The sequence below is a fragment of the Mesorhizobium sp. B2-7-2 genome, from assembly GCF_006440775.1.
Lineage (GTDB): Bacteria > Pseudomonadota > Alphaproteobacteria > Rhizobiales > Rhizobiaceae > Mesorhizobium.
Genome location: NZ_VFTZ01000018.1, coordinates 92,208 through 112,166 on the forward strand (window position 1 = coordinate 92,208; position 19,959 = coordinate 112,166).

At 64.6% G+C, this 19,959-nt stretch carries 21 protein-coding genes; 9 read left to right on the plus strand and 12 right to left on the minus strand.

Going from position 1 to position 19,959, the window contains the following annotated elements:
• Positions 1-20: 20 nt before the first annotated feature.
• From FJ425_RS22690 to FJ425_RS22710, 5 genes are all read left to right on the plus strand, one after another.
• Positions 21-1,373 (plus strand): extracellular solute-binding protein, encoded by a 1,353-nt coding sequence (locus tag FJ425_RS22690; protein ID WP_140632891.1) that lies wholly within the window; start codon positions 21-23, stop codon positions 1,371-1,373.
• Positions 1,374-1,540: 167 nt separating this feature from the next.
• Positions 1,541-2,425, plus strand: a complete 885-nt coding sequence (locus FJ425_RS22695) for an ABC transporter permease subunit (protein WP_140542592.1) — start codon at positions 1,541-1,543, stop codon at positions 2,423-2,425.
• An 8-nt stretch (positions 2,426-2,433) separates the two neighbouring features.
• A complete protein-coding gene (locus FJ425_RS22700) occupies positions 2,434-3,348 on the plus strand; it encodes an ABC transporter permease subunit (RefSeq protein ID WP_140632888.1) in 915 nt (304 codons plus the stop codon).
• An 11-nt stretch (positions 3,349-3,359) separates the two neighbouring features.
• Positions 3,360-4,460 (plus strand): sn-glycerol-3-phosphate ABC transporter ATP-binding protein UgpC, encoded by a 1,101-nt coding sequence (ugpC, locus tag FJ425_RS22705; protein ID WP_140542594.1) that lies wholly within the window; start codon positions 3,360-3,362, stop codon positions 4,458-4,460.
• Between the two features lie 48 nt (positions 4,461-4,508).
• Positions 4,509-5,306, plus strand: a complete 798-nt coding sequence (locus FJ425_RS22710) for a phosphodiesterase (RefSeq protein ID WP_140542595.1) — start codon at positions 4,509-4,511, stop codon at positions 5,304-5,306.
• Positions 5,307-5,309: 3 nt separating this feature from the next.
• On the opposite strand, the gene FJ425_RS22715 is transcribed toward FJ425_RS22710, so the two are convergent.
• From FJ425_RS22715 to FJ425_RS22735, 5 genes are all read right to left on the minus strand, one after another.
• Positions 5,310-5,708 carry a type II toxin-antitoxin system VapC family toxin gene (locus FJ425_RS22715; protein ID WP_140542596.1) on the minus strand — a complete coding sequence of 133 codons (399 nt, stop codon included), beginning with the start codon at positions 5,706-5,708 and terminating at the stop codon, positions 5,310-5,312.
• Positions 5,705-5,980, minus strand: a complete 276-nt coding sequence (locus FJ425_RS22720; RefSeq protein ID WP_140542597.1) for an AbrB/MazE/SpoVT family DNA-binding domain-containing protein — start codon at positions 5,978-5,980, stop codon at positions 5,705-5,707. Before FJ425_RS22720 ends, FJ425_RS22715 begins: the two co-directional genes overlap by 4 nt.
• A 54-nt stretch (positions 5,981-6,034) precedes the next feature.
• Positions 6,035-7,117 carry an ABC transporter ATP-binding protein gene (locus FJ425_RS22725; RefSeq protein ID WP_140632885.1) on the minus strand — a complete coding sequence of 361 codons (1,083 nt, stop codon included), beginning with the start codon at positions 7,115-7,117 and terminating at the stop codon, positions 6,035-6,037.
• Positions 7,114-8,670: an iron ABC transporter permease gene (locus FJ425_RS22730; protein ID WP_246677986.1), complete on the minus strand. Its 1,557-nt coding sequence runs from the start codon at positions 8,668-8,670 to the stop codon at positions 7,114-7,116. The genes FJ425_RS22725 and FJ425_RS22730 overlap by 4 nt, the downstream gene beginning before the upstream one ends.
• Before the next feature lie 193 nt (positions 8,671-8,863).
• Entirely contained in the window at positions 8,864-9,868 is a 1,005-nt protein-coding gene (locus FJ425_RS22735) for an iron ABC transporter substrate-binding protein (protein WP_140726218.1), read from the minus strand.
• A gap of 204 nt (positions 9,869-10,072) precedes the next feature.
• On the opposite strand from FJ425_RS22735, the gene FJ425_RS22740 reads away from it, so the two are divergent.
• The 3 genes from FJ425_RS22740 to FJ425_RS22750 all read left to right on the plus strand — a co-directional run bounded on the left by FJ425_RS22740 (position 10,073) and on the right by FJ425_RS22750 (position 13,383).
• Positions 10,073-10,615, plus strand: coding sequence for a sigma-70 family RNA polymerase sigma factor (locus FJ425_RS22740; RefSeq protein WP_140542601.1), 543 nt, complete (start codon positions 10,073-10,075; stop codon positions 10,613-10,615).
• A complete protein-coding gene (locus tag FJ425_RS22745) occupies positions 10,612-11,250 on the plus strand; it encodes an NrsF family protein (protein WP_140726220.1) in 639 nt (212 codons plus the stop codon). Before FJ425_RS22740 ends, FJ425_RS22745 begins: the two co-directional genes overlap by 4 nt.
• A gap of 243 nt (positions 11,251-11,493) precedes the next feature.
• Positions 11,494-13,383 (plus strand): PAS domain S-box protein, encoded by a 1,890-nt coding sequence (locus tag FJ425_RS22750; RefSeq protein WP_246677985.1) that lies wholly within the window; start codon positions 11,494-11,496, stop codon positions 13,381-13,383.
• Positions 13,384-13,413: 30 nt separating this feature from the next.
• Here the strand turns inward: FJ425_RS22750 and FJ425_RS22755 are convergent, their stop codons facing one another.
• From FJ425_RS22755 to FJ425_RS22785, 7 genes are all read right to left on the minus strand, one after another.
• Positions 13,414-14,292 carry a 3-hydroxybutyryl-CoA dehydrogenase gene (locus FJ425_RS22755; protein ID WP_140632869.1) on the minus strand — a complete coding sequence of 293 codons (879 nt, stop codon included), beginning with the start codon at positions 14,290-14,292 and terminating at the stop codon, positions 13,414-13,416.
• Between the two features lie 200 nt (positions 14,293-14,492).
• The gene (locus tag FJ425_RS22760) at positions 14,493-15,422 is read right to left on the minus strand and encodes an electron transfer flavoprotein subunit alpha/FixB family protein (RefSeq protein ID WP_140632866.1); all 930 of its coding nucleotides are present in this window, start codon (positions 15,420-15,422) and stop codon (positions 14,493-14,495) included.
• Positions 15,423-15,446: 24 nt separating this feature from the next.
• Complete coding sequence (locus FJ425_RS22765) at positions 15,447-16,196, minus strand: electron transfer flavoprotein subunit beta/FixA family protein (protein WP_140632863.1); 750 nt, start codon at positions 16,194-16,196, stop codon at positions 15,447-15,449.
• A 162-nt stretch (positions 16,197-16,358) separates the two neighbouring features.
• Complete coding sequence (locus FJ425_RS22770; protein ID WP_140632860.1) at positions 16,359-17,162, minus strand: rhomboid family intramembrane serine protease; 804 nt, start codon at positions 17,160-17,162, stop codon at positions 16,359-16,361.
• 21 nt (positions 17,163-17,183) lie between these two features.
• Entirely contained in the window at positions 17,184-17,765 is a 582-nt protein-coding gene (locus tag FJ425_RS22775; protein WP_140632857.1) for a cob(I)yrinic acid a,c-diamide adenosyltransferase, read from the minus strand.
• Positions 17,766-17,785: 20 nt separating this feature from the next.
• Entirely contained in the window at positions 17,786-17,977 is a 192-nt protein-coding gene (locus tag FJ425_RS22780; protein ID WP_095767495.1) for a twin transmembrane helix small protein, read from the minus strand.
• A gap of 25 nt (positions 17,978-18,002) precedes the next feature.
• Positions 18,003-18,869 carry an SDR family oxidoreductase gene (locus tag FJ425_RS22785; protein ID WP_140632854.1) on the minus strand — a complete coding sequence of 289 codons (867 nt, stop codon included), beginning with the start codon at positions 18,867-18,869 and terminating at the stop codon, positions 18,003-18,005.
• A 58-nt stretch (positions 18,870-18,927) separates the two neighbouring features.
• Here FJ425_RS22785 and FJ425_RS22790 point away from each other — a divergent pair, with 58 nt between their 5' ends.
• Positions 18,928-19,779: a YihY/virulence factor BrkB family protein gene (locus FJ425_RS22790; protein WP_140632851.1), complete on the plus strand. Its 852-nt coding sequence runs from the start codon at positions 18,928-18,930 to the stop codon at positions 19,777-19,779.
• Positions 19,780-19,959: the final 180 nt, after the last annotated feature.

Sequence of the window (19,959 nt, forward strand, 5' to 3'; positions counted from 1 at the left end):
CCACTCAAGAGGGAAAAACCATGACGATCATCAAGCGGGGCTTTGCCGCCCTTGCCGCCGGCGCGCTCAGCACCGCGCTTGCGATTCCTGCCTTTGCCGAGCCGGTCAAATTCGACTTCTGGTTCGGTCTTTCGGGCGACCTCGCCCGCGTCGTCGACACGCTGTGCAAGAACTTCAACGATTCCCAGAAGGACTACCAGGTCGTCTGCACCAGCCAGGGCAATTACGACGCCACGCTGCAGAACACGATCGCCGCTTTCCGCGCCGGCAAGCAGCCCACCGTCGTCCAGGTCTATGACGTCGGCACCGCCACCATGATGCTGTCGGGCGCCTACAAGCCCGCCGACAAGCTGATGGAAGAGAACGGCTACAAGATCGATTACAGCGACTATTTCCCGGGCATCGCCCGCTACTACGCGACGTCGAAGGGCGAGATGCTGTCGTTCCCGTTCAACTCGTCGACGGCGCTGATGTACTGGAACAAGGACGCCTTCGCCAAGATCGGCAAGACCGAGGCGCCGAAGACCTGGGAAGACGTCGCCGCCGACCTCAAGGCGCTGAAGGACGCCGGCTATGATTGCCCGATGGCGATCAACATCTCGGCCAACGAAAGCTGGCAGCTGATGGAGCAGTTCTCAGCGCTGCACAACCAGCCGATCGCGACCAAGAACAATGGCTATGACGGTCTCGACGCTCGTCTCGAAGTCAACAAGACCAAGTTCGTCCAATACGTCACCGATCTCAAGAAGTGGTATGACGCCGGCCTGGTCAAGATCAAGTCCAAGGACCTCGGCCAGGACATGGTTCAGGCCTTCGCCACCGGCACCTGCCAGCTCATCCTGACCTCGGTCGGCGATCACGGCACGGTCGGCCGCACCCAGAAGGAAGGCATGAAATGGGACGTGGCCGAGCTGCCGGTCTATGCCGGCACCGAGCGCAAGAACTCGCTGGTCGGCGGCGCTTCGCTGTGGGTGCTGTCGGGCAAGTCGGACGCGGAATACAAGGGCGCGGCCGCGTTCCTCAACTTCATCCACGACCCCAAGACCGCTTTGTTCTGGTCGACCAACACCGGCTACATTCCGGTGACGAAGTCGGGCTTCGATTTCATGAAGTCCGACGGCTTTTACGACAAGGCGCCCTATAAGGGCCGCGAAGTGGCGATCGCCAGCCTGACCGCGTCGGAGCCGACCGAGATCACCCGCGGCATCCGCCTCGGCAACTTCACCCAGATCCGCGCCGAATTCGGCACGCAGATGCAGGCGATCTTCGCCAACAAGGTCAGCGTGCAGGAAGGCCTCGACGCGCTGGTCAAGAATGGCGACGCGATCCTCGAGCGCTTCCAGCAGACCTATCCGGGTAAGACCCTGCCCTGATCCCGGATATTGGAACGGCCGCCCGCCGAGCATCGACGGGCGGCCATTTCATAGGGGTTTTTGAGTTGGGCACGTCTTTGTCGCGAAACCGGTTCCCACTTTCGGGAGACATGCCTTAGTCTTGTGCCGCGCGAGCGGGTTGGCGGTTCAACGACATCGGCGGATCGATGGAAAAACGCGTCACTTTCAGCAAATGGACGATCGGCATCCTGTTCGCGGTGCCGCAGCTTATTCTGATCTTCACCTTCTTCTACTGGCCAGCCGGGCAGGCCGTGTACTGGTCGCTGACGCTGCAGCAGCCCTGGGGCGGCGGCAATATCTGGGTCGGGCTCGACAATTTCCGCTCGATCCTGTCCAACGCCAGCTACTGGGACTCGATCACCGCCAGCATGATCTTCGCCGGCATCAGCACGGGACTTGCGATGACAATCGCGCTGGTTCTCGCCGCCTTGACCGACCGCCAACTTGCCGGCTCATGGCTTTATCGCGTGGTGCTGATCTGGCCCTACGGCATCGCGGCACCGGCGCTGGCGCTGGCGTTTCGCTTCATCCTGGCACCGGAAGCCGGCTTCATGGCCGTAGTCAACCAGGTCTGGCCCGGCTTCTGGGACCCTGGCCTTGACGGCACCGACGCCATGGCCTCCATCATCATCGCCTTCTCGTGGAAGTATGTCGGCTACAATTTCATTTTCTTCCTCGCCGCCTTCCAGGCAATTCCGCGCTCGCTGATCGAGGCGGCGGCGATGGATGGCTCCGGCGTCATCAGGCGCTTCTGGGATATCCAGTTCCCGCTGATCACGCCGACCATCTTCTTCCTGCTGGTCATCAACATCACCGAGAGCTTCCAGGATTCCTTCGGCATCGTCGACATCATGACCGCAGGCGGACCGGCCAACGCCACCAATCTGATGGTCTACAAGATCTATTCCGACGGCTTCAAAGGTTTGGATTATTCAGGCGCCGCCGCGCAGAGCATCATACTGATGCTGCTCATCATCGCGCTCACCATCGTCCAGTTCCGCTTCATCGAGCGGCGCGTGCATTATCGTTGAGGCGGGCCATGGTCGAGCGCACCCCGATCCTCAATTTCTTCACGCATCTGATCCTGTTCGTCGGCTTCGTATTCTGCGTGGCGCCGTTCGTGATCGTAGCGATCGCCGCCTCGCACAATCTGAAGGACGTCAACGACGTGCCGATGTCGCTGCTGCCGGGCAGCGACTTCTGGGTCAACATCAAGACGGCCTGGACCACCGCCGATCTCGGCCCGAAGCTGCTCAACTCCTTCATCATGGCGTTCGGCGTCGCCGCCGGCAAAGTCATCATCTCGGCGCTGACCGCCTTCTCGATCGTCTACTTCCGCTATCCCGGCCGCATGCTGATGTTCTGGCTGATCTTCATCACACTGATGCTGCCGCTCGAGGTGCGCATCGTGCCGACCTACGCGGTGGTCGCCAACGTGCTCGAGCCCTATCAGGCGATCATGGACCTGACCGGCCTTTCCTGGCTCATCGAGAGGGTCTCGGGCGTGCAGGTTTCGCTCAGCCTGGGATTGCTCAATTCCTATAGCGGCCTGATCCTGCCGCTGGTCGCCACCGCCACCGGCACCTTCCTCTACCGCCAGTTCTTCCTGACCGTGCCGGACGAATTGACCGAGGCGGCGCGCATGGACGGAGCCGGCGCGCTGCGCTTCTTCGTCGATATCCTGCTGCCGCTGTCGCGCAACAACATGGCGGCGCTCGGCACCATCATGTTCCTGTGGGCCTGGAACCAGTATCTGTGGCCGTTGCTTATCACCACCGACCAGTCGCATGCGATGGCGGTGACAGAGCTGAAGCAGCTGATACCCAATGTCGGCGGCGCGCCGGAATGGCATATCGCCATGGCCGGCACTCTGATCGTCATGCTGCCGCCGCTGATCGTCGTGGTGCTGATGCAGCGCTGGTTCGTGCGCGGCCTGATCGCCACCGAAAAATAAGGAGACGGAAAATGGCCTCCATCACCATTCGCGGCGTCAAGAAGAACTACGCCAAGACGCAGGTCGTGCATGGCGTCGACCTCGACTTCGCGTCGGGCGAATTCGTCGTCATCCTCGGACCCTCCGGTTGCGGCAAGTCCACGCTGCTCAGAATGATCGCCGGGCTGGAAGAGATTTCCGATGGCACGATCGCGATCGACGGCACGGTGGTCAACAAGCTCGAGCCGCGCGAGCGCGGCTGCGCCATGGTGTTCCAGAACTACGCGCTCTACCCGCATATGAGCGTGGCCCAGAACATCGGCTATTCGCTGAAGGTGGCCGGCGTTCCGTCGGCCGAACGCGCCCAGCGCGTCCAGGCGGTGGCGCGCGTCCTGGAGCTGGAGCACCTGCTCGACCGCAAGCCGATGGCGCTCTCCGGCGGCCAGCGCCAGCGCGTCGCCATGGGCCGCGCCATGATCCGCGAGCCGAAGGTGTTCCTCTTCGACGAGCCGCTCTCAAACCTCGACGCCAAGCTGCGGGTGCAGATGCGCTCCGAAATCCGCAAGCTGCACCGGCGCCTCAGCGCCACTTCCGTCTTCGTCACGCACGACCAGGTCGAGGCGATGACGCTGGCCGACCGGCTGGTGGTGATGAATGGCGGCCGCGTCGAGCAGGTGGGCACACCGGCGGAAGTCTACAGCCGGCCGGCGAGCCGCTTCGTGGCCACCTTCGTCGGCGCGCCGGCGATGAACATGCTCGAAGGCACCGTCACGCTCGACGGGCTGTCATTGCTCGGCGGCAGCCGCAAGCTCAACGTGTCGCGCACGGGCCTGCCGGTCGGCGCGAAAGTCGCTGTCGGCGTCCGGCCGGAGGCGGTGCGCATGGTGGCGCCGGGCACGCCCGGAGCGCTCGCGGCGACCGTCGACCTCGTCGAGGAATTGGGCGCCGGCCGCGTCGTCTATGTCGATCTCGACGGCGCGCCGTTCTCCATCGTGACGTCCGAGACCGTCCACCCCGAACCGGGCAGCACGGTCGGCCTGCAGTTCGCCGAAGCGGACCTGCACTTCTTCTCCTCGGAGACGGGCGCCAGGCTCGACGTTTTCAAGGCTTCGGTGCCGGAACCGGTGCTGTAAGGCGGGCCTTGCAAGGCTGACTTTGCAAATTATCTGAGGGTTCACGGAATGAAGATCATCCAGGTCACCGACATCCATCTCGATCGTCGGCGCCAGATGCGCTACGGCGCGGATCTGAATGAGCGGCTCGATCGATGCATAGATCATATCAATGCGCGGCATGGCGATGCGGCGCTCTGCATCTTCACCGGCGATCTGGCCGACGACGGCGAGGCCGAGAGCTATGCCGATTTGAAATCGGCGCTGAGCCGGCTCACTGTGCCTTACCAGCTGCTGCCTGGAAACCATGACCGGCGCGCCAATCTGATCGCCGCCTTTCCGGATAACGGGACGGACGGCAACGGTTTCGTGCAGTCGGTGCTCGACACGCCGGAAGGGCGCCTCGTTTTTGTCGACAGCCTGGCGGAAGGCCGCGTCACCGGCGAGTTGTGCGACAACCGGCTTGCATGGCTCGACGCACGGCTTGGCGAGGCGGCGGGCAAGGCCGCCTATATTTTCCTGCATCATCCACCGGTTGAGCTCGGGCTCACGCTGCTCGACCCGCTCGGCCTCGAACAGCCGCAGCGGCTCATCGACGTGCTGACCCGCCATGGCAATGTCCGCTACATCTTCTTCGGCCATGTCCATCGCGACATCGCCGGCACCGTCGCCGGCATTCCGTTTTCGGTGCAGCGCGGCCTGCATGCCCGCTTCATGCTCGACCTGGTCGGCGACGAAGTGGTCGAGCAGGCGCCGCCCGCCTATTCGATCATCCTGATCGATGGGCAGCGCGTGGTCATCCACAGCGTTGATTTCCTGGAGCAATGGCCGCTTTGGTCGCCGGCGACCGGGCAGCGCGTGCGGTAGAAATCACCCGAGCAACAGCGTGGGCGTTCCCAACCCTTCGACGAGCTTTGCCGCTCTCTTGTCGAAGGACACGAAAGTTTCGCCGCCGAGCCACTGGCCGTCGAACGCGATCACGCCATCCGCGAAATCGCCACCGGCGTCGAGCACGGCCAGGCCCGCTTCGATCGTTGGTCGGTTGGCTACGACGTTGCGCATATCGAGGGTGCGGCGGATCGAGGCGGATATGTCGGGCCGCGCGACCCGGTAACTTCTGTCCAGCACCCAAACAAATTCACAGAGCGCTTGAACGCTGATCGCGACCAGCTCGGCTGCTTCCAGGGTCTCGGCTGCGGTCCGTTGCTGCGCTTCGTCGTCCCCGACGACAAGGCGCAACAGCACGTTGGTGTCGAGGCCGATCTTCACTTGCGCTCGATTCCGCGCATCCCGCTCGAAGCGCCGGCGTCGGCGATCGCATCGTTGATCTCATCGATCGAAAGCCGTGCGCCGTTCGTCTTGGCCTTGAGCATCCCGCTCAGCTCTTGCCAGGAGCCCTTGCCCTGGTCGGCTTTCAGCTCCGCCCGCCCGCCGGGTAGAAGATCAAGCCTGATCTTGTCGCCGGGCTGGATGCCGAGATGCTTGAGCACGTCCTTCCGGAACGTGACCTGACCCCGCGCAGTAACCGTCAGTGTCGTCATAATGGCCTCCTAGCTCAAGAATAATGCAGAATTGCATTATTCTCAAGGTGGAGATCAAGCAAAGACATGCGCCTTGCCGGTGACGGTCAAGCGCACGATCTCGCCGATCTCCGGCGCGTCCATGCCTGTCCTGCGCAGGATCAGCGGCGTGTTGCCGATGGCGGCAGCATCGGGCGGGTCCGGGCTGTTGAGCAGCCGCACCGCGACGGTGCAGACCGAGCCCGCGAACTCGCAGTCCGTCACTTCGCCGAACAGCATGTCGGGTGTGCCCGACATGCCTTCGCGCGAGGTCCGTTTGAGCAGGATCTGCTCAGGCCGCAGCATGATGCGGGCGACATCGCGCCGTCCCTTCGTGTCGACGGCGACGCGGCCGAGCCGCGATACGGCGAAGCCATCCGCGATCCTGGCCGGCACGATGATGGCGTCGCCGAGGAACTCGGCGACCATCCTGTCCCTGGGTTGGAAATAGAGCTCGCGCGGCGTGCCGACCTGCGAGAACAGCCCTTCGCGCATAACCGCCACCTGGCTGGCGAAGGACAGCGCCTCGGCCTGGTCGTGCGTGACCAGGATGGTGGTGATGCCCGCCTCTTCCAGAAGCTCGGCCACCGCCTTGCGCATCGAAGCGCGAAGCCCGGTGTCTAGCGCCGAAAACGGTTCGTCGAGCAGCATCAGCCTGGGCTTCATCGCCATGGCGCGGGCAAGCGCCACGCGCTGCTGCTGGCCACCGGAAAGCTCGTGCGGCCGGCGCTTCAGGATCGCCTTGTCCAGCCCGACGATGTAGGCGAGCTCGACAATATGCTCGGTTCGCTTGTCGGCATTCCGCGGGATGCCGAAGCCGATATTGTCGGCGATGGTGAGATGCGGGAACAGGGCACCGTCCTGGGCCACCACGCCGATGCCGCGGCGATGCGCCGGCACGGCCGCGCCGCCATTGGCGAGCACCTTGCCGTCGAGCGCGATGCGGCCGCGATCCGGCGCCTCGAAGCCGGCGATCAGCCTGAGCAAGGTGGTCTTGCCGCAGCCGGACGGCCCGACGATCGCGGTGCGGCTGCCGCTTTCGACTTTCAGGTCGACGCCGGCGAGCGCCGTCACCGGGCCGTAGCTCTTCGCGACGCCGCTGAGTTCGAGAAAGCTCATCGTCCGGCCATCCGCTTCGATTGGATGTAGAGCCACCAGGTCATCGGCAACGACATCGCCACCATGATCAGCGCGTAAGGGGCGGCGGAGGCGTAGTCGATCTCGCCGCTGTAGGACCAAAATGCCATCGCCAGCGTGCGGGTGCCGTTGGGCGCCAGCATCTGGGTGGCGGTGAGCTCGTTGGTGATGCCGAGCGCCACCATCGCCATGCCGGCCGCGGCGCCCGGCGCCGAAAGGCGGATGGTCGTCGACCACAGCGCCTTGACCGGCGGACGGCCGAGGCTGGAGGCGGCGCGCTCCAGCTCCACCGGCGCCTGCGCGATCGAGGCACGCAGGCTTATCAGCGCGCGCGGCAGGAACATCAGCGCGTAACCGAACAGGATGGTGAACAGCGTCTGGTAGAGCGGCAGCGCGACGCGCACGGTGATGGTCACCAGTGCCAGCGCGATGACCACGCCCGGCAACGCGCCGACGATATAGTTGCAGCTCTCGAGCAGGCGCTGCAGCGGCCCCGGCGCGCGGATCGAGATCCAGGCCATGGGCATGGCGGCGACCGTTGCGAGCACCGCGCCGGCGATGGCGAGGAACAGCGTCTGGCCGAGCGCCAGGCCGATCTCGTCCCAACGCCAGACTTCCGTGCCGCCGGCGAGCAGCCAGCGGCTGATCGTGACGAAGGGCACGCCGAGCGACAGCAACGCGACGCCGGCCGGCAAAAGCAGGCAGGGCAAGGCGGCGCGGCCGAGGCGAGCACGCTGCTGCTTGCGCGCGGCGCCGGAACCGACGCGGGCATAGCGCTCCTCGCCGCGGATCGTCACCTCGAGGGCGAGCAGGAAAAGGCAGCAGACCACCAGCACGGCGGCCAGCATGTTGGCTGCCGGACCGTTGAAGGTCGACTGGAATTGGTCGACGATCGCGGTGGTGAAGGTGTCGAAACGGATGAAGACATAGAGGCCGTATTCAGCAAGCAAATGCAGGCCGACCAGCAGCGAGCCGCCGCAGATGGCGAGCCTGAGCTGCGGCAGGACGACACGCGCGAAGACCCGCCACGGGTCAAGACCGAGCGCTGCGGCCGCATCCTCCAGCGCCGGATCGAGGCGGCGCAGCGCGGCGGCGATCGGCAGGTAAAGGAATGGGAAATAAGCGATGACGGAGACCAGCACGCCGGCCCACAGCCCGTGCAGGCCCGGAACGAAGCTGATCCAGGCATAGGAGTGCACGAAAGCGGGGATGGCGAGTGGCGCGACCGAAAGCCACGACCACCAGCGATTGCCGGGCAGGTCGCTGCGCTCGGTCAGCCAGGCGAGCGCCACCGACAGCACGATGGCGATCGGCACCGTGACGACCACGAGGAGCATGGTGTTGACCAGCAATTCGCCGACGCGCGGGCGGAAGATCAGCGCCACCACGGTGCCCCTGCCGGTCTGGATCGCGGCCCAGACGATGAAGGCGAGCGGCAGCAGCGCGGTGAGAGAGATAAGGGCTGCAGCGAGCGTGATCCACGACGCGGACCGGCGTTTCTTCATTCCCGCCGCCGCCAGTCTTGCCGGCGTCATGTCGAGCGCCGATTGCATCAGGCAGGCCGCTGGGTCGCCTCCGCCTGCCGGCGGAAGCGGTGCGATGTGACACTCAGGCGGGTCGAAGCGCAGTCGATTATCATCGACGAAGCGATCTCCAAACAAAAACGCTCCCGCGGAAGGCAAATTCCCGCGGGAGCACGGTCGTTTGCCCTTTTAGGACGAACGCGAACTAAAGCAAGCCGGCTTGCGTCATCAGGTCGATGACCTTCTTGGAATTCAGCATCGCCGGATCGACTTTCGGCGCCTGCAGGTCGGTCAGCGGCACCAGCTTAGGGTTGGATTGGGCATCCTTGCCGATCGCATATTCATAGGACGTTCCGGTCTTCAGCACATCCTGGCCGCCCTTGCCGGTCACCCACTTCAGGAATGCCTGGGCTTCCTTCGGATGCTTGCTGGAAGCCAGCACGCCGCCGCCCGACACCGAAACGAAGGCGCCCGGGTCCTGGTTCTTGAAATAGTGCAGGCCGACATTCCCGCTGTTCTCGCCGGTCTTGGCCTGATCGCCAAAATAGTAATAGTGGTAGATCACGCCGCCGTCGATCTCGCCGGCATTGACCGCCTTCATCACCGTTGAGTTGCCCTTGTAGGCGGTGAAATTCTCCTTCATCGCCTTCAGCCAGTCGGCGGTAGCGGCCTCGCCCTTGAGCTCAAGCAGGGCGCTGACAATGGCCTGGAAGTCGGCGCCGGACGGCGAAGCGGCCCAGCGGCCCTTCCAGCTCGGATCGGCAAGATCGAGCAGCGACTTCGGCAACTGGTCTTCCTTCAGCTTGGCCTTGTTATAGGCAAAGACGGTGCTGCGGGCGGCAACGCCGACCCACTTGCCAGTCGACGGCTGGTATTCCTGCGGCACCTGCGCCAGCGTATCGGCGTCGACCGGCGCGAACAGGCCGGCGGCCTCGACCAGCGCCATTGCCGGCGAATTCTCGGTCAGGAACACGTCGGCCGGCGAGGCCGCTCCCTCGGCGACGATCTGGTTGGAGAAGTCGCTGTCGCCGCCGTTGCGCAGCGTAACCTTGATGCCGGTTTCCTTGGTGAAGCCCGCTGCCCATTCCTTGGCGAGGCTCTCATGCTGGGCATTGTAGACGACGATGCCTTGATCCTTGGCCATGGCGGAGCCTGCGGTCAGGCCGAGCGCCAGCGCGGCGCCGGCGAGCGTGGATAGGGCAATTTTCATGGGCATCGTCCTCAATTCGAGACAGGGGTTTTGGGCACGGCTGCACCTATCAATACATGATTGTAATAGTCAACATTGTGACCCTGCTTCAATCGGTCGCCGTTCCGCAAACTTTCGTGATTTTGCGGCAGTTTGGCTTGGACATTATTTCGCCGGCCACGTAACAAACCAGGGCCGAGACGCGAACATTGGGGGTGAACTCTTGTGACCGGCAAGGATGAGGCCGAGCTTTCCCGGCTGCTCAGGGCCGCGATCGCGGGAGACGAAAGGGCTTATGCCGACTTTCTGCACGGGATCGCCGCCCTCGTTCGCGGCTTTGTCCGGCGCAAGATCGTTCAAGGCGGGGTCGATCCCGAGGATGTCGTGCAGGAAACCTTGCTGGCCATTCATGTCAAACGCCACACCTGGCGGCCGGATGCGCCGGTGCTGCCCTGGGTCTATGCGATCGCCCGTTTCAAGCTGATCGACGCGTTCCGCCGCCGCGGACGGCGCATCGAGGTCGAGATCGACGAGATCGCGGAAACCTTCGCCGAGCCGGAGACGGAAACGGTGAGCGAGCGCGACATCAACCGGGCGCTAGACGGCCTGCCGCCGTCGCAACGCTCCGTGGTCTCCTTGATCTCGGTCGACGGGCAGTCGATCGGCGAGACGGCGGCCAAGCTCGGCATCAGCGAGACGGCGGTGCGCGTTTCGCTGCATCGCGGCCTGGCCGCGATCGCCAAAAGATTTGGACGAACAGCGACATGAGGACAGAGGATCTCATCAAGGCGCTCGACGCCGATGCCCGCGACGAGGCGATGCCGATGGGCAAAGCCTGGTGGCTGGCGGTCGGCGTGGCCATGGTGATCGCGGCGGCGGTCTTCTTCGCGACCATCGGGCCGCGTCCCGACATCATGCCCGCTATGCACACGATGCGCTTCATGTCCAAATTCGTGTTCACGCTGACGCTCGCGGTGAGCGCCTTCGCGCTGATCCGCGCGCTGTCGATGCCGGGCGCCTCGACCAGGCGCGCAATGGCCCGGATGATTGCCGCGCCGCTTCTGGTGGTGCTGGCGGTGGTTCTCGAGCTTTTCGTCGTGCCCGAGGCCGATTGGGGCAAGCGGCTTATCGGCTCGAACATGATGATCTGCATGAGCTTCATCCCGCTGATCGGCATCGGCCCGCTGGCGATCTTCCTCGGCATGCTGCGCTATGGCGCGCCGACGCGGCCGGTGTTGGCGGGCGCGGTGGCGGGCCTGCTCGCGGGCGGGCTCGCGGCTACCTTCTACGCCGCGCATTGCTTCGACGATTCGCCGCTCTTCGTCGCCACCTGGTATACGGTCGCGATCGCCTTCCTCACCGCGCTCGGCGCGCTTGGCGGGCGGTTTTTCGTCCGCTGGTAGGATTACACACCGATCCTTCGGTACAGTTTTGAAACAGTACCTTAATCATACCGGCAATTGTTTGCCGGTTATCGGAGCGGCCGCTGCCGCTCGTGCAACCATTCCTTAAAATCGATCCGCCAGGGTTGTGGCAACGCGCAGTCGCGCATTGGGTGGGATCGCATTGTGGCGTGGTTGAGTTGGAAAGGTCTGCGGGCCGGCAAGCGCGCCGTGCCCGTCTTGATGGCAGCCGGACTCGTTGCCTTGACGGCATCGGTCCTGTTGCCGGCGCTGGAACTCGGCACGGACGCGCTGAAGATCTGCCTGCAGATATCCGTCGCCGTCACGGCCGTCACGCTGTTTGTCTCGGCGCTGTTCATCCGCAAGATCATCGACGACCGCCGGCAGATTGCCGAGAGCGAGCAACGCTTCCGCCGGGCCATGGAGGATTCGGCGATCGGCGTCGCCATTGTCGGCCTCGATGGCCGCGTCGTTCAGGCCAACCCCGCCTTCGCCGACATGCTCGGATACACCCGCGCGGAGATCGAGGCGCTGACTTTCTTCCAGATCACGCATCCCGACGACCTGCAGATCGGCCGCGAGACGATGACGAGCCTGAAGGAAGGCAAGATCCACTCCTTCCATTTCGAGAAGCGGTATCTGCGCAAGGACGGCACCCCGGTCTGGGCGCAGCTCGCCGGCTCGGTCATCCGTGAAGAGGAGACAGGTCGTCCGCTCTATCTGGTGTCGCAGATCGAGGACATCGATGCGCGCAAGCAGGCCGAAGCGCGCATCGCCGAGGCGGAGGACCGGTGGAATTTCGCGCTCACCAGTGCCGGACAGGGTATCTGGAGCCTCGACATGCGCAGGGGCGGCACCACCTATTCCGAAACCTGGGTGAAGATGCTGGGCTATGCCGATGGCGAGCTCGACGGCGACCCCGATCGCTGGCTGACCATGATCCATCCCGACGACCAGGAACGCGTTGCCGAGGCGGATCGCGCGCATCTTGCCGGCGAGACGCCCTTTTTCGAGGCCGAGTTCCGGATGCGCCACAAGGACGGCCGCTGGGTCTGGATTCTCGACCGCGGCAAGGCGATCGAGCGCGACGGCGGGGGCCGGCTGATCCGGGCAATCGGCAGCCTGACCGATATCACGGAACGCAAGGAGGCCGAGGCGCGGCTGATGGTTTCGGCGGCTATGCTGGCCGACGAGAAAGAGCGTCTCAGGGTGACGCTGCAGTCGATCGGCGACGCGGTGATCTGCACCGATGCCGCCAACCGCATCACCTTCATGAACCCGGTCGCGGAAAAACTCACCGGCGTCGAAGTCGGCGAGGCCCTGGGCAAGCAGCTCGGCCATGTCTACTGGGCGGTCGACGAGGAAAGCGGACAGAAAATCGCGCTCTCGCGCCCTTCCACGAGCGAGCGGCCGCACTGCGACCAGAACACGCGCGCTGTCCTTGTCCGGCGCGACGACACGCGCTGCAGCATCCGCCAGGTGGTGTCGCCGATCATGAACGACCGCCACGAGTTCTGCGGCCTCGTCATCGTCTTCCAGGATTTCAGCGACGCGCGCGCCCTGCAGCGCCAGCTGGCCTACGCCGCCGCCCACGACGCGCTGACCGGGCTCGCCAATCGCTCGAGCTTCATCCGCATCATGGAGGACCTGGTCGACCAATGCCGCCTCAATGGCGGCGAGCATCAGTTCATGTTCGTCGATCTCGATCACTTCAAGGCGGTCAACGACACCGGCGGCCATGCCGCGGGCGATGCGCTGCTCAAGCGCGTGGCCGACGCCCTGCGCAATGTGCTTGGCCCGGAAGACATCGTTGCGCGGCTTGGCGGCGACGAGTTCGCCGTCGTCCTCAAATCGGGCGCCGCGGCGCACGGGCCGATTGCGGCGCGCTCGATCATCGACGCCATCGGCAACCTCGACTTCAGCTGGGACGGGCGCCCGCATTCGATCGGCGCCAGCATCGGGCTTGCGCCGATCCGCGCCGGTTGCGGCGAAGTGGACGAGATCATCGCCCGCGCCGACGCCGCCTGCTATGCCGCCAAGGCGGCCGGGCGCGGCTGCGTTTCCGCCGCGCCCGACGAAGACGAAATTTCGAAAGTCGGCGTGCCACCTCCGCCGCTCGCCGCGGCGTCCTGAGCCGTTTCGAAAGGGTTCAGCCGGGGAAGATCAGCGCGTCGGCACCGGATGGTCGCCGCGATAGTCGTAGAAGCCGCGGCCGGTCTTGCGGCCGAGCCAGCCGGCCTCGACATATTTCACCAGCAGCGGGCAGGGGCGGTATTTCGAATCCGACAGGCCCTCATGCAGCACCTGCATGATCGACAGGCAGGTGTCGAGGCCGATGAAGTCGGCAAGCTGCAGCGGTCCCATCGGGTGGTTGGCGCCGAGCCGCATGGCGGTATCGATGGCGTCGACCGTGCCGACGCCCTCATAGAGCGTGTAGATCGCCTCGTTGATCATCGGCAAAAGGATGCGGTTGACGATGAAGGCCGGGAAATCCTCGGAAACGGTGATCGTCTTGTCGAGGTGCTTCACATAGCTCTTGGCAGCCTCGAAGGTCTGGTCCTCCGTGGCGATACCGCGCACCAGCTCGACCAGCTTCATCACCGGCACCGGGTTCATGAAATGAATGCCGATGAAGCGTTCCGGCCGGTCGGTCTGCGCGGCAAGCCGGGTGATCGAGATCGACGAGGTGTTTGTCGCCAGGATCGCTTCCGGGTTGAGCTGCGGGCAAAGCTGCGCGTAGATCTTGCGCTTGACCGTCTCGTCCTCGGTCGCCGCTTCGATCACCAGATCGGCGGCCGCTAGATCGGCCATGGTCGGGGCGGCGGAAATACGCGCCATTGCTTCGTTGCGCGCCTTCTCCTCGAGCTTGCCGGAACCGACCTGGCGCGCCATGTTGCCGCTGATGGTGGCGATGCCCTTCTCGATACGGTCGGGCGACACGTCGTGGATCAGGACCTTGTAGCCGCCCAGCGCCGAGACATGGGCGATACCGCCACCCATCTGACCCGCGCCGACAATGCCGATCGTCTCGATCTTGCTCATGACCCCGATCCCGTCCGGAGCATCTTCCGCTTCTTGAAGCGCGGAAACGCTCCTGTTGTTCATTTCCTGCAATCCGGACGCAAAACCGCCGGATTGGCTTCAGGCCTTGATGGCCCGCTTTTTGTGCAGTGCAAACTAAAAGGGCGGGGCGACTTCGTCTACCCCACCCTTCCGATTTTAATATGCCAGAACCGCTGGCGTCAAAGCGCCTTTTGCAGCTCCGGCAGGATGACGAAGAGATCGCCGACCAGGCCGTAATCGGCGACCTGGAAGATCGGGGCTTCCTCGTCCTTGTTGATGGCGACGATCACCTTGGAATCCTTCATGCCGGCCAGGTGCTGGATGGCGCCGGAAATGCCGACGGCGATGTAGAGGTCGGGCGCGACCACCTTGCCGGTCTGGCCGACCTGCCAGTCGTTCGGCGCGTAGCCGGCGTCGACCGCGGCGCGCGAGGCGCCGACCGCGGCGCCGAGCTTGTCGGCGACCGGCAGGATGACTTCCTGGAACTTCTCCGACGAGCCGAGCGCGCGGCCGCCCGAGATGATGATCTTGGCCGAAGTCAGCTCCGGACGATCGTTCTCGGAAAGCTTGTTCTCGATGAAGGAGGAGAGGCCCGGATTGGCGGCGGCGCCGACCGTCTCGACCGAGGCCGAGCCGCCTTCGGGCGCCGCCGCGAAGGACGCGGTGCGCACCGTGATGACCTTCTTGGCGTCGGTCGCCTGCACGGTCTGGATGGCGTTGCCGGCATAGATCGGCCGCTTGAAGGTATCCGGCGAGACAACTTCGATGATCTCGGACACCTGGGCGACGTCGAGGAGTGCCGCCACGCGCGGCGCGATGTTCTTGCCCGACGAGGTCGCGGGCGCGACGATCGCGTCATAGGAGCCGGCGAGCGAGACGACCAGCGCCGCCGTCGGTTCCGCGAGACGCTCGGCAAGCTCGTCGGCCTCGGCGAGCAGCACCTTGCGCACGCCTTTCAACTTGGCAGCGGCATCGGCAGCTGCCTTGGCGCCCTTGCCGGCCACCAGCACGTCGACATCGGAGCCGATCTGGAGGGCGGCCGACAGCGCCTTGGCGGTCTGGTCGGAAAGACTTGCGTTGTCGTGTTCTGCGATGAGGAGAATTGCCATTTTCTTTGTCCTTTTCCGATCGCTTTAAAGCACGCCGGCTTCGTTCTTCAGCTTCTCGACCAGCTCGGCCACGCTCTTGACCTTGACGCCCGCCTTGCGGCCGCCTGGCTCCTCGGTCTTGATCACCTTGAGGCGCGGCTTGACGTCGGCGCCGTAGTCGGCCGGGCTCTTCTCGTCGAGCGGCTTCTTCTTGGCCTTCATGATGTTGGGCAACGAGGCATAGCGCGGCTGGTTGAGGCGAAGGTCGGCGGTGACGATCGCCGGCATCTTCAATTCCACCGTCTGCAGGCCGCCGTCGACCTCGCGCGTCACCTTGGCCTGATCGCCTTCGAGCACGATCTTGGACGCGAAGGTGCCCTGCGACCAACCAAGCAGTGCCGCCAGCATCTGGCCGGTCTGGTTCGAATCGTCGTCGATCGCCTGCTTGCCGAGGATGACGAGGCCGGGCGCCTCCGCCTCGACCACGCCCTTCAGCACCTTGGCGACGCCCAGCGGCTCGGTCTGCTCGTCGGTCTTGACCAGAATGGCGCGGTCGGCACCCATGGCGAGCGCGGTGCGCAGCGTCTCCTGCGCCTGCTGCGGGCCGATCGAGACGACGATGATTTCTTCCGCCTTGCCGGCTTCCTTGATGCGGATGGCTTCCTCGACCGCGATCTCGTCGAACGGGTTCATCGCCATCTTGACGTTGGCAAGCTCGACGCCCAGTCCGTCGGCCTTCACCCGGACCTTGACGTTGGCGTCCACAACCCGCTTCACGGGCACAAGGATCTTCATTTTCCTGTCACCTCTCCTGAGATAGTCGGGGCGCTATAGCAGCGTGCGCCCTGTCAGAGTTGTCGAAAGCCGACATCACGGACGGAATATCCGCCCAACTGTGCCGTTTCCGTAGTGGCGACAAATCGGCGCGTCAATATCCCACGACGCACCCAAATCGGTTCAGTCCCGGGGCGCCGCTGCTCCACGGCCCCATTGCGCCGCCGGCTGCGCCGGATCGCTCGCGGCCGGCTCGACAGGAACGGGCGGCTGCTGGATGTTGGGCGTCGGGTCCGGCTCGCCGTCGGCGCCGGCCAGCAGCGGCACGCCGCGGCTGCGCAGCACCAGCACCAGGATCGATCCGGCGATGATGCCGCCGATATGGCAGGCCCAGGAGATCTGGTCCTCGCCGCCCGCGGCAAACATCACGACCTGGAACAGGATCCACAGGATCAGCGGAATGAAGGCCGGGATGCGCAGCGGAATGCGGGCAAAGGCCAGCACCCAGACCTTCACCCGGGGGTAGAGGATCAGATAAGCGGCGACGACGCCGGCGATGGCGCCCGAGGCGCCGATCAACGGCACCTGCGAATCCCAGGCCACCAACCCCTGGAAGAAGGCGCCGGCGACGGCGCAGGCGAGGTAGAAGATCAGATAGCGGATATGGCCGAGCGCATCCTCGACATTGTCGCCGAACACCCAGAGGAACAGCATGTTGCCGCCGAGATGGAAGATGTCGGCATGCAGGAAGGAATAGGTGAGATAGCTCAGGCTCTCGGGGATGACGACGAATTCGGGCGAGAGCTCGACCTTGTCGTGAACCACCGACGGGATGAAGCCGAGACCGAGAACCGCGGCATTGGTGAAGTTTTCACCGCCGAGCGTGGTCGCCAGGTAGACCAGCACGTTCGCCACGATCAGGCCGATCGTCACATATTGCAGCCGGATGTGGCGCAGCCTGTTGGTGTCGTAAAGCGGGATGAACATCGGACCCTCCCGCCTCCGGATTCAGCGGTTCTTGCCGGGAACCCATAGCACGTCGGCCTTTCCATTGTCATTGACCGCGCGGGCGGCGACGAACAGGAAATCCGAGACGCGGTTGATGTATTTGAGCGCCTCGGGGTTGACATGCTCGGCCGGATCCTGCGCCAGCGCCACCATCAGGCGCTCGGCGCGGCGCGCCACGGTGCGGGCAAGATGGAGGGCGGCCGCGGCCGCCGTGCCGCCGTTCAGCACGAAGGATTTCAGCGGCTGCAGTTCCTTGTTGAGCGCGTCGATATCCTGCTCGACGCGATCGGTCTGGGCGGCGACGATGCGCAGCGGCTCGTGTTCCAGCGGCCTGCCGTCGTCCGGCACGGCGAGGTCGGCGCCCAGGTCGAACAGGTCGTTCTGGATACGCGACAGCATGGCGTCGATCGCCGGATGCTCGGCGCCGGTGTGGACGCGGGCCATGCCGATGCAGGCATTGGCCTCGTCGACGGTGCCATAGGCGTCGACGCGCAGGTCGGATTTCAGCCGCCGCTCGCCGGTGCCGAGCCCGGTGGTACCGTCGTCGCCGGTGCGGGTGTAGATCTTGTTGAGCTTGACCACGCCGTCCCCTCTGAGATCCTCTATTTGCGCGTGAAATAGACAACCAGTAACAGCAGCGCCAAGGCCACGGCCTGCAGCATGATGCGCGCCTGCATCAGCTTGTTCGAGGTGAAGCCGGAGCCGCCGCGCATCATGTTGATCAGGCCGCGGACCAGCACGATCACCACGGCGGCCATCGCGACGATGGCGAGAATCTTGAAGATGATGAGCATCTGGCTGGCTCCGGTTCAGGTTCGGTCAGGCGCGCCTGGCGAGCACGCGGTAGAGCAGGGAGGCCGGCAGGATGCGTTTCAGCGCCGCGCCGATCCTGGCCGGTACCGTTACCACATAGTGCGGGCGCGGGCGCTGTGACAGAAGCGCGTGGCGCAACGCCCTGTGCACGATCTCCGGTCCCGGCTTCAGCTTCGACACGCTGCCGCCGGCCTGAAGCCTTGCGAGCTGCGCCTGATAATCGGCGCGGTGGACGGAATTCTCGACGTCGATATTCTTCACGAACCAGGGCAGGCCATTGCTGGCGATCTTCGACCTCACCGGTCCCGGTTCGATGAGGGAAAGATGGATGCCGCTGCCTTCGAGCTCCTGGCGCATGCACAGCATCAGGCCTTCGATGGCGTGCTTGGAGGCCGAATAAGCGCCGCGGAAGCGGACCGGCGCCAGTCCGAGGATCGAGGAGCAGTGGACGAGCCGGCCGTGCCCCTGGCGGCGCATGACCGGCACGACCCGCCGGGTGAGATCGTGCCAGCCGAAGAAATTGGCCTCGAACTGCTCGCGAAGTGCTGCGACCGGCAGGTCCTCGACGGCGCCGGGCTGGGCGTAGGCGCCGTTGTTGAAGAGCGCGCCAAGCGTGCCGCCGGTCCGCTCCAGCACCGCATCGACCAAGGCGGCGATGGATTCGGGCTCGCGATAGTCGAGATAGAAGGCCTCCAGGCCGTCGGCCTCGAGGGCCGCAATGTCGGCCGGCCTGCGCGCCGTGGCGAAGACCCGCCAGCCTTCCGCCTTCAACGCCCGCGCGCAGTAGGCGCCGATACCGGAGGAGGCGCCGGTGACGATGACGGTGCGCAACTCTTCTGCCGCGGGGCGCGTTGTGAGACCTGGGGTTGCCATTTACCGCAATCACTTCCCATATTCGCGGCGTCGACACAATCGAGCGGAGCGCGGGTCCTTGCTGCGGAATATCGTTGCCCTCAAGCGCGTGCTCTACGATGCGATTGGCCATTTCAATACCGATGACGGCTGGGCGATGGCCAGCCATCTGGCGATCACCTCGCTGATGGCGCTGTTTCCGTTCCTGATCTTCGCCACCACGCTGGCCAGCTTCCTCGGCGCGCGCGCCTTCGCCGACACGGCCGTGCATCTGGTCTTCGACACATGGCCGGAGCAGATCGCCAAGCCGATCGCGCATGAGGTGCTGAACGTGCTCACCGTACGTCGCACCGACCTTCTGACCTATGGCGTGCTGCTGGCGGCTTATTTTGCCTCGAACGGCATCGAGGCGCTGCGCACCTCGCTCAACCGCGCCTATCGCGTCACCGAGACGCGCGGCATCGTCCACCGCAGGGTGCAGAGCATCATCTTCGTCCTGATCGCCACCGCCTGCTTCCTCGCCATCAGCGTGCTTCTGGTGTTCGCGCCGCTGCTGGCGCGGCTGGCGGAAGCGCATCTGGAATGGATCAAGCCCTATATGGGAACGATCACCATCTGGCGTTACGTGATCGCCTCGACAGTCATCGTCATCGGGCTGTTCTCGGTGCATATCTGGCTGCCGGCCGGCAAGCGCCGCTTCGTCTCGATCATACCGGGCATCGTCTTCACGCTGGTCGCCTGGCTGGTCGGGTCGACGATCTTTGCCACCTATCTCGACCATTTCTCGTCCTATGTGACGACCTATGCCGGGCTCGCCTCGATCATGATCGCGGTCGTCTTCCTCTACATCATCTCGGCGATCTTCATCCTCGGCGGCGAGCTCAACGCCGCGATCAGCCGTTATCTCGAAGCCCGGGCGCGGGTCGGGTGAGTCGATACCGGCCAGAAGAGGAACTGAAGAATTGAAGAATTGAGGAACTGGGGAAAAGGCGCCGACGCTTGGCCCCGCCCTTCTTCTTCAATTCTTCAATTCCTCAATTCCTCAATTCCTCAATTCTCCAGTTCCCCAGTTCCCCAGTTCCCCAGTTCCCCAGTTCCCCAGTTCCCCAGT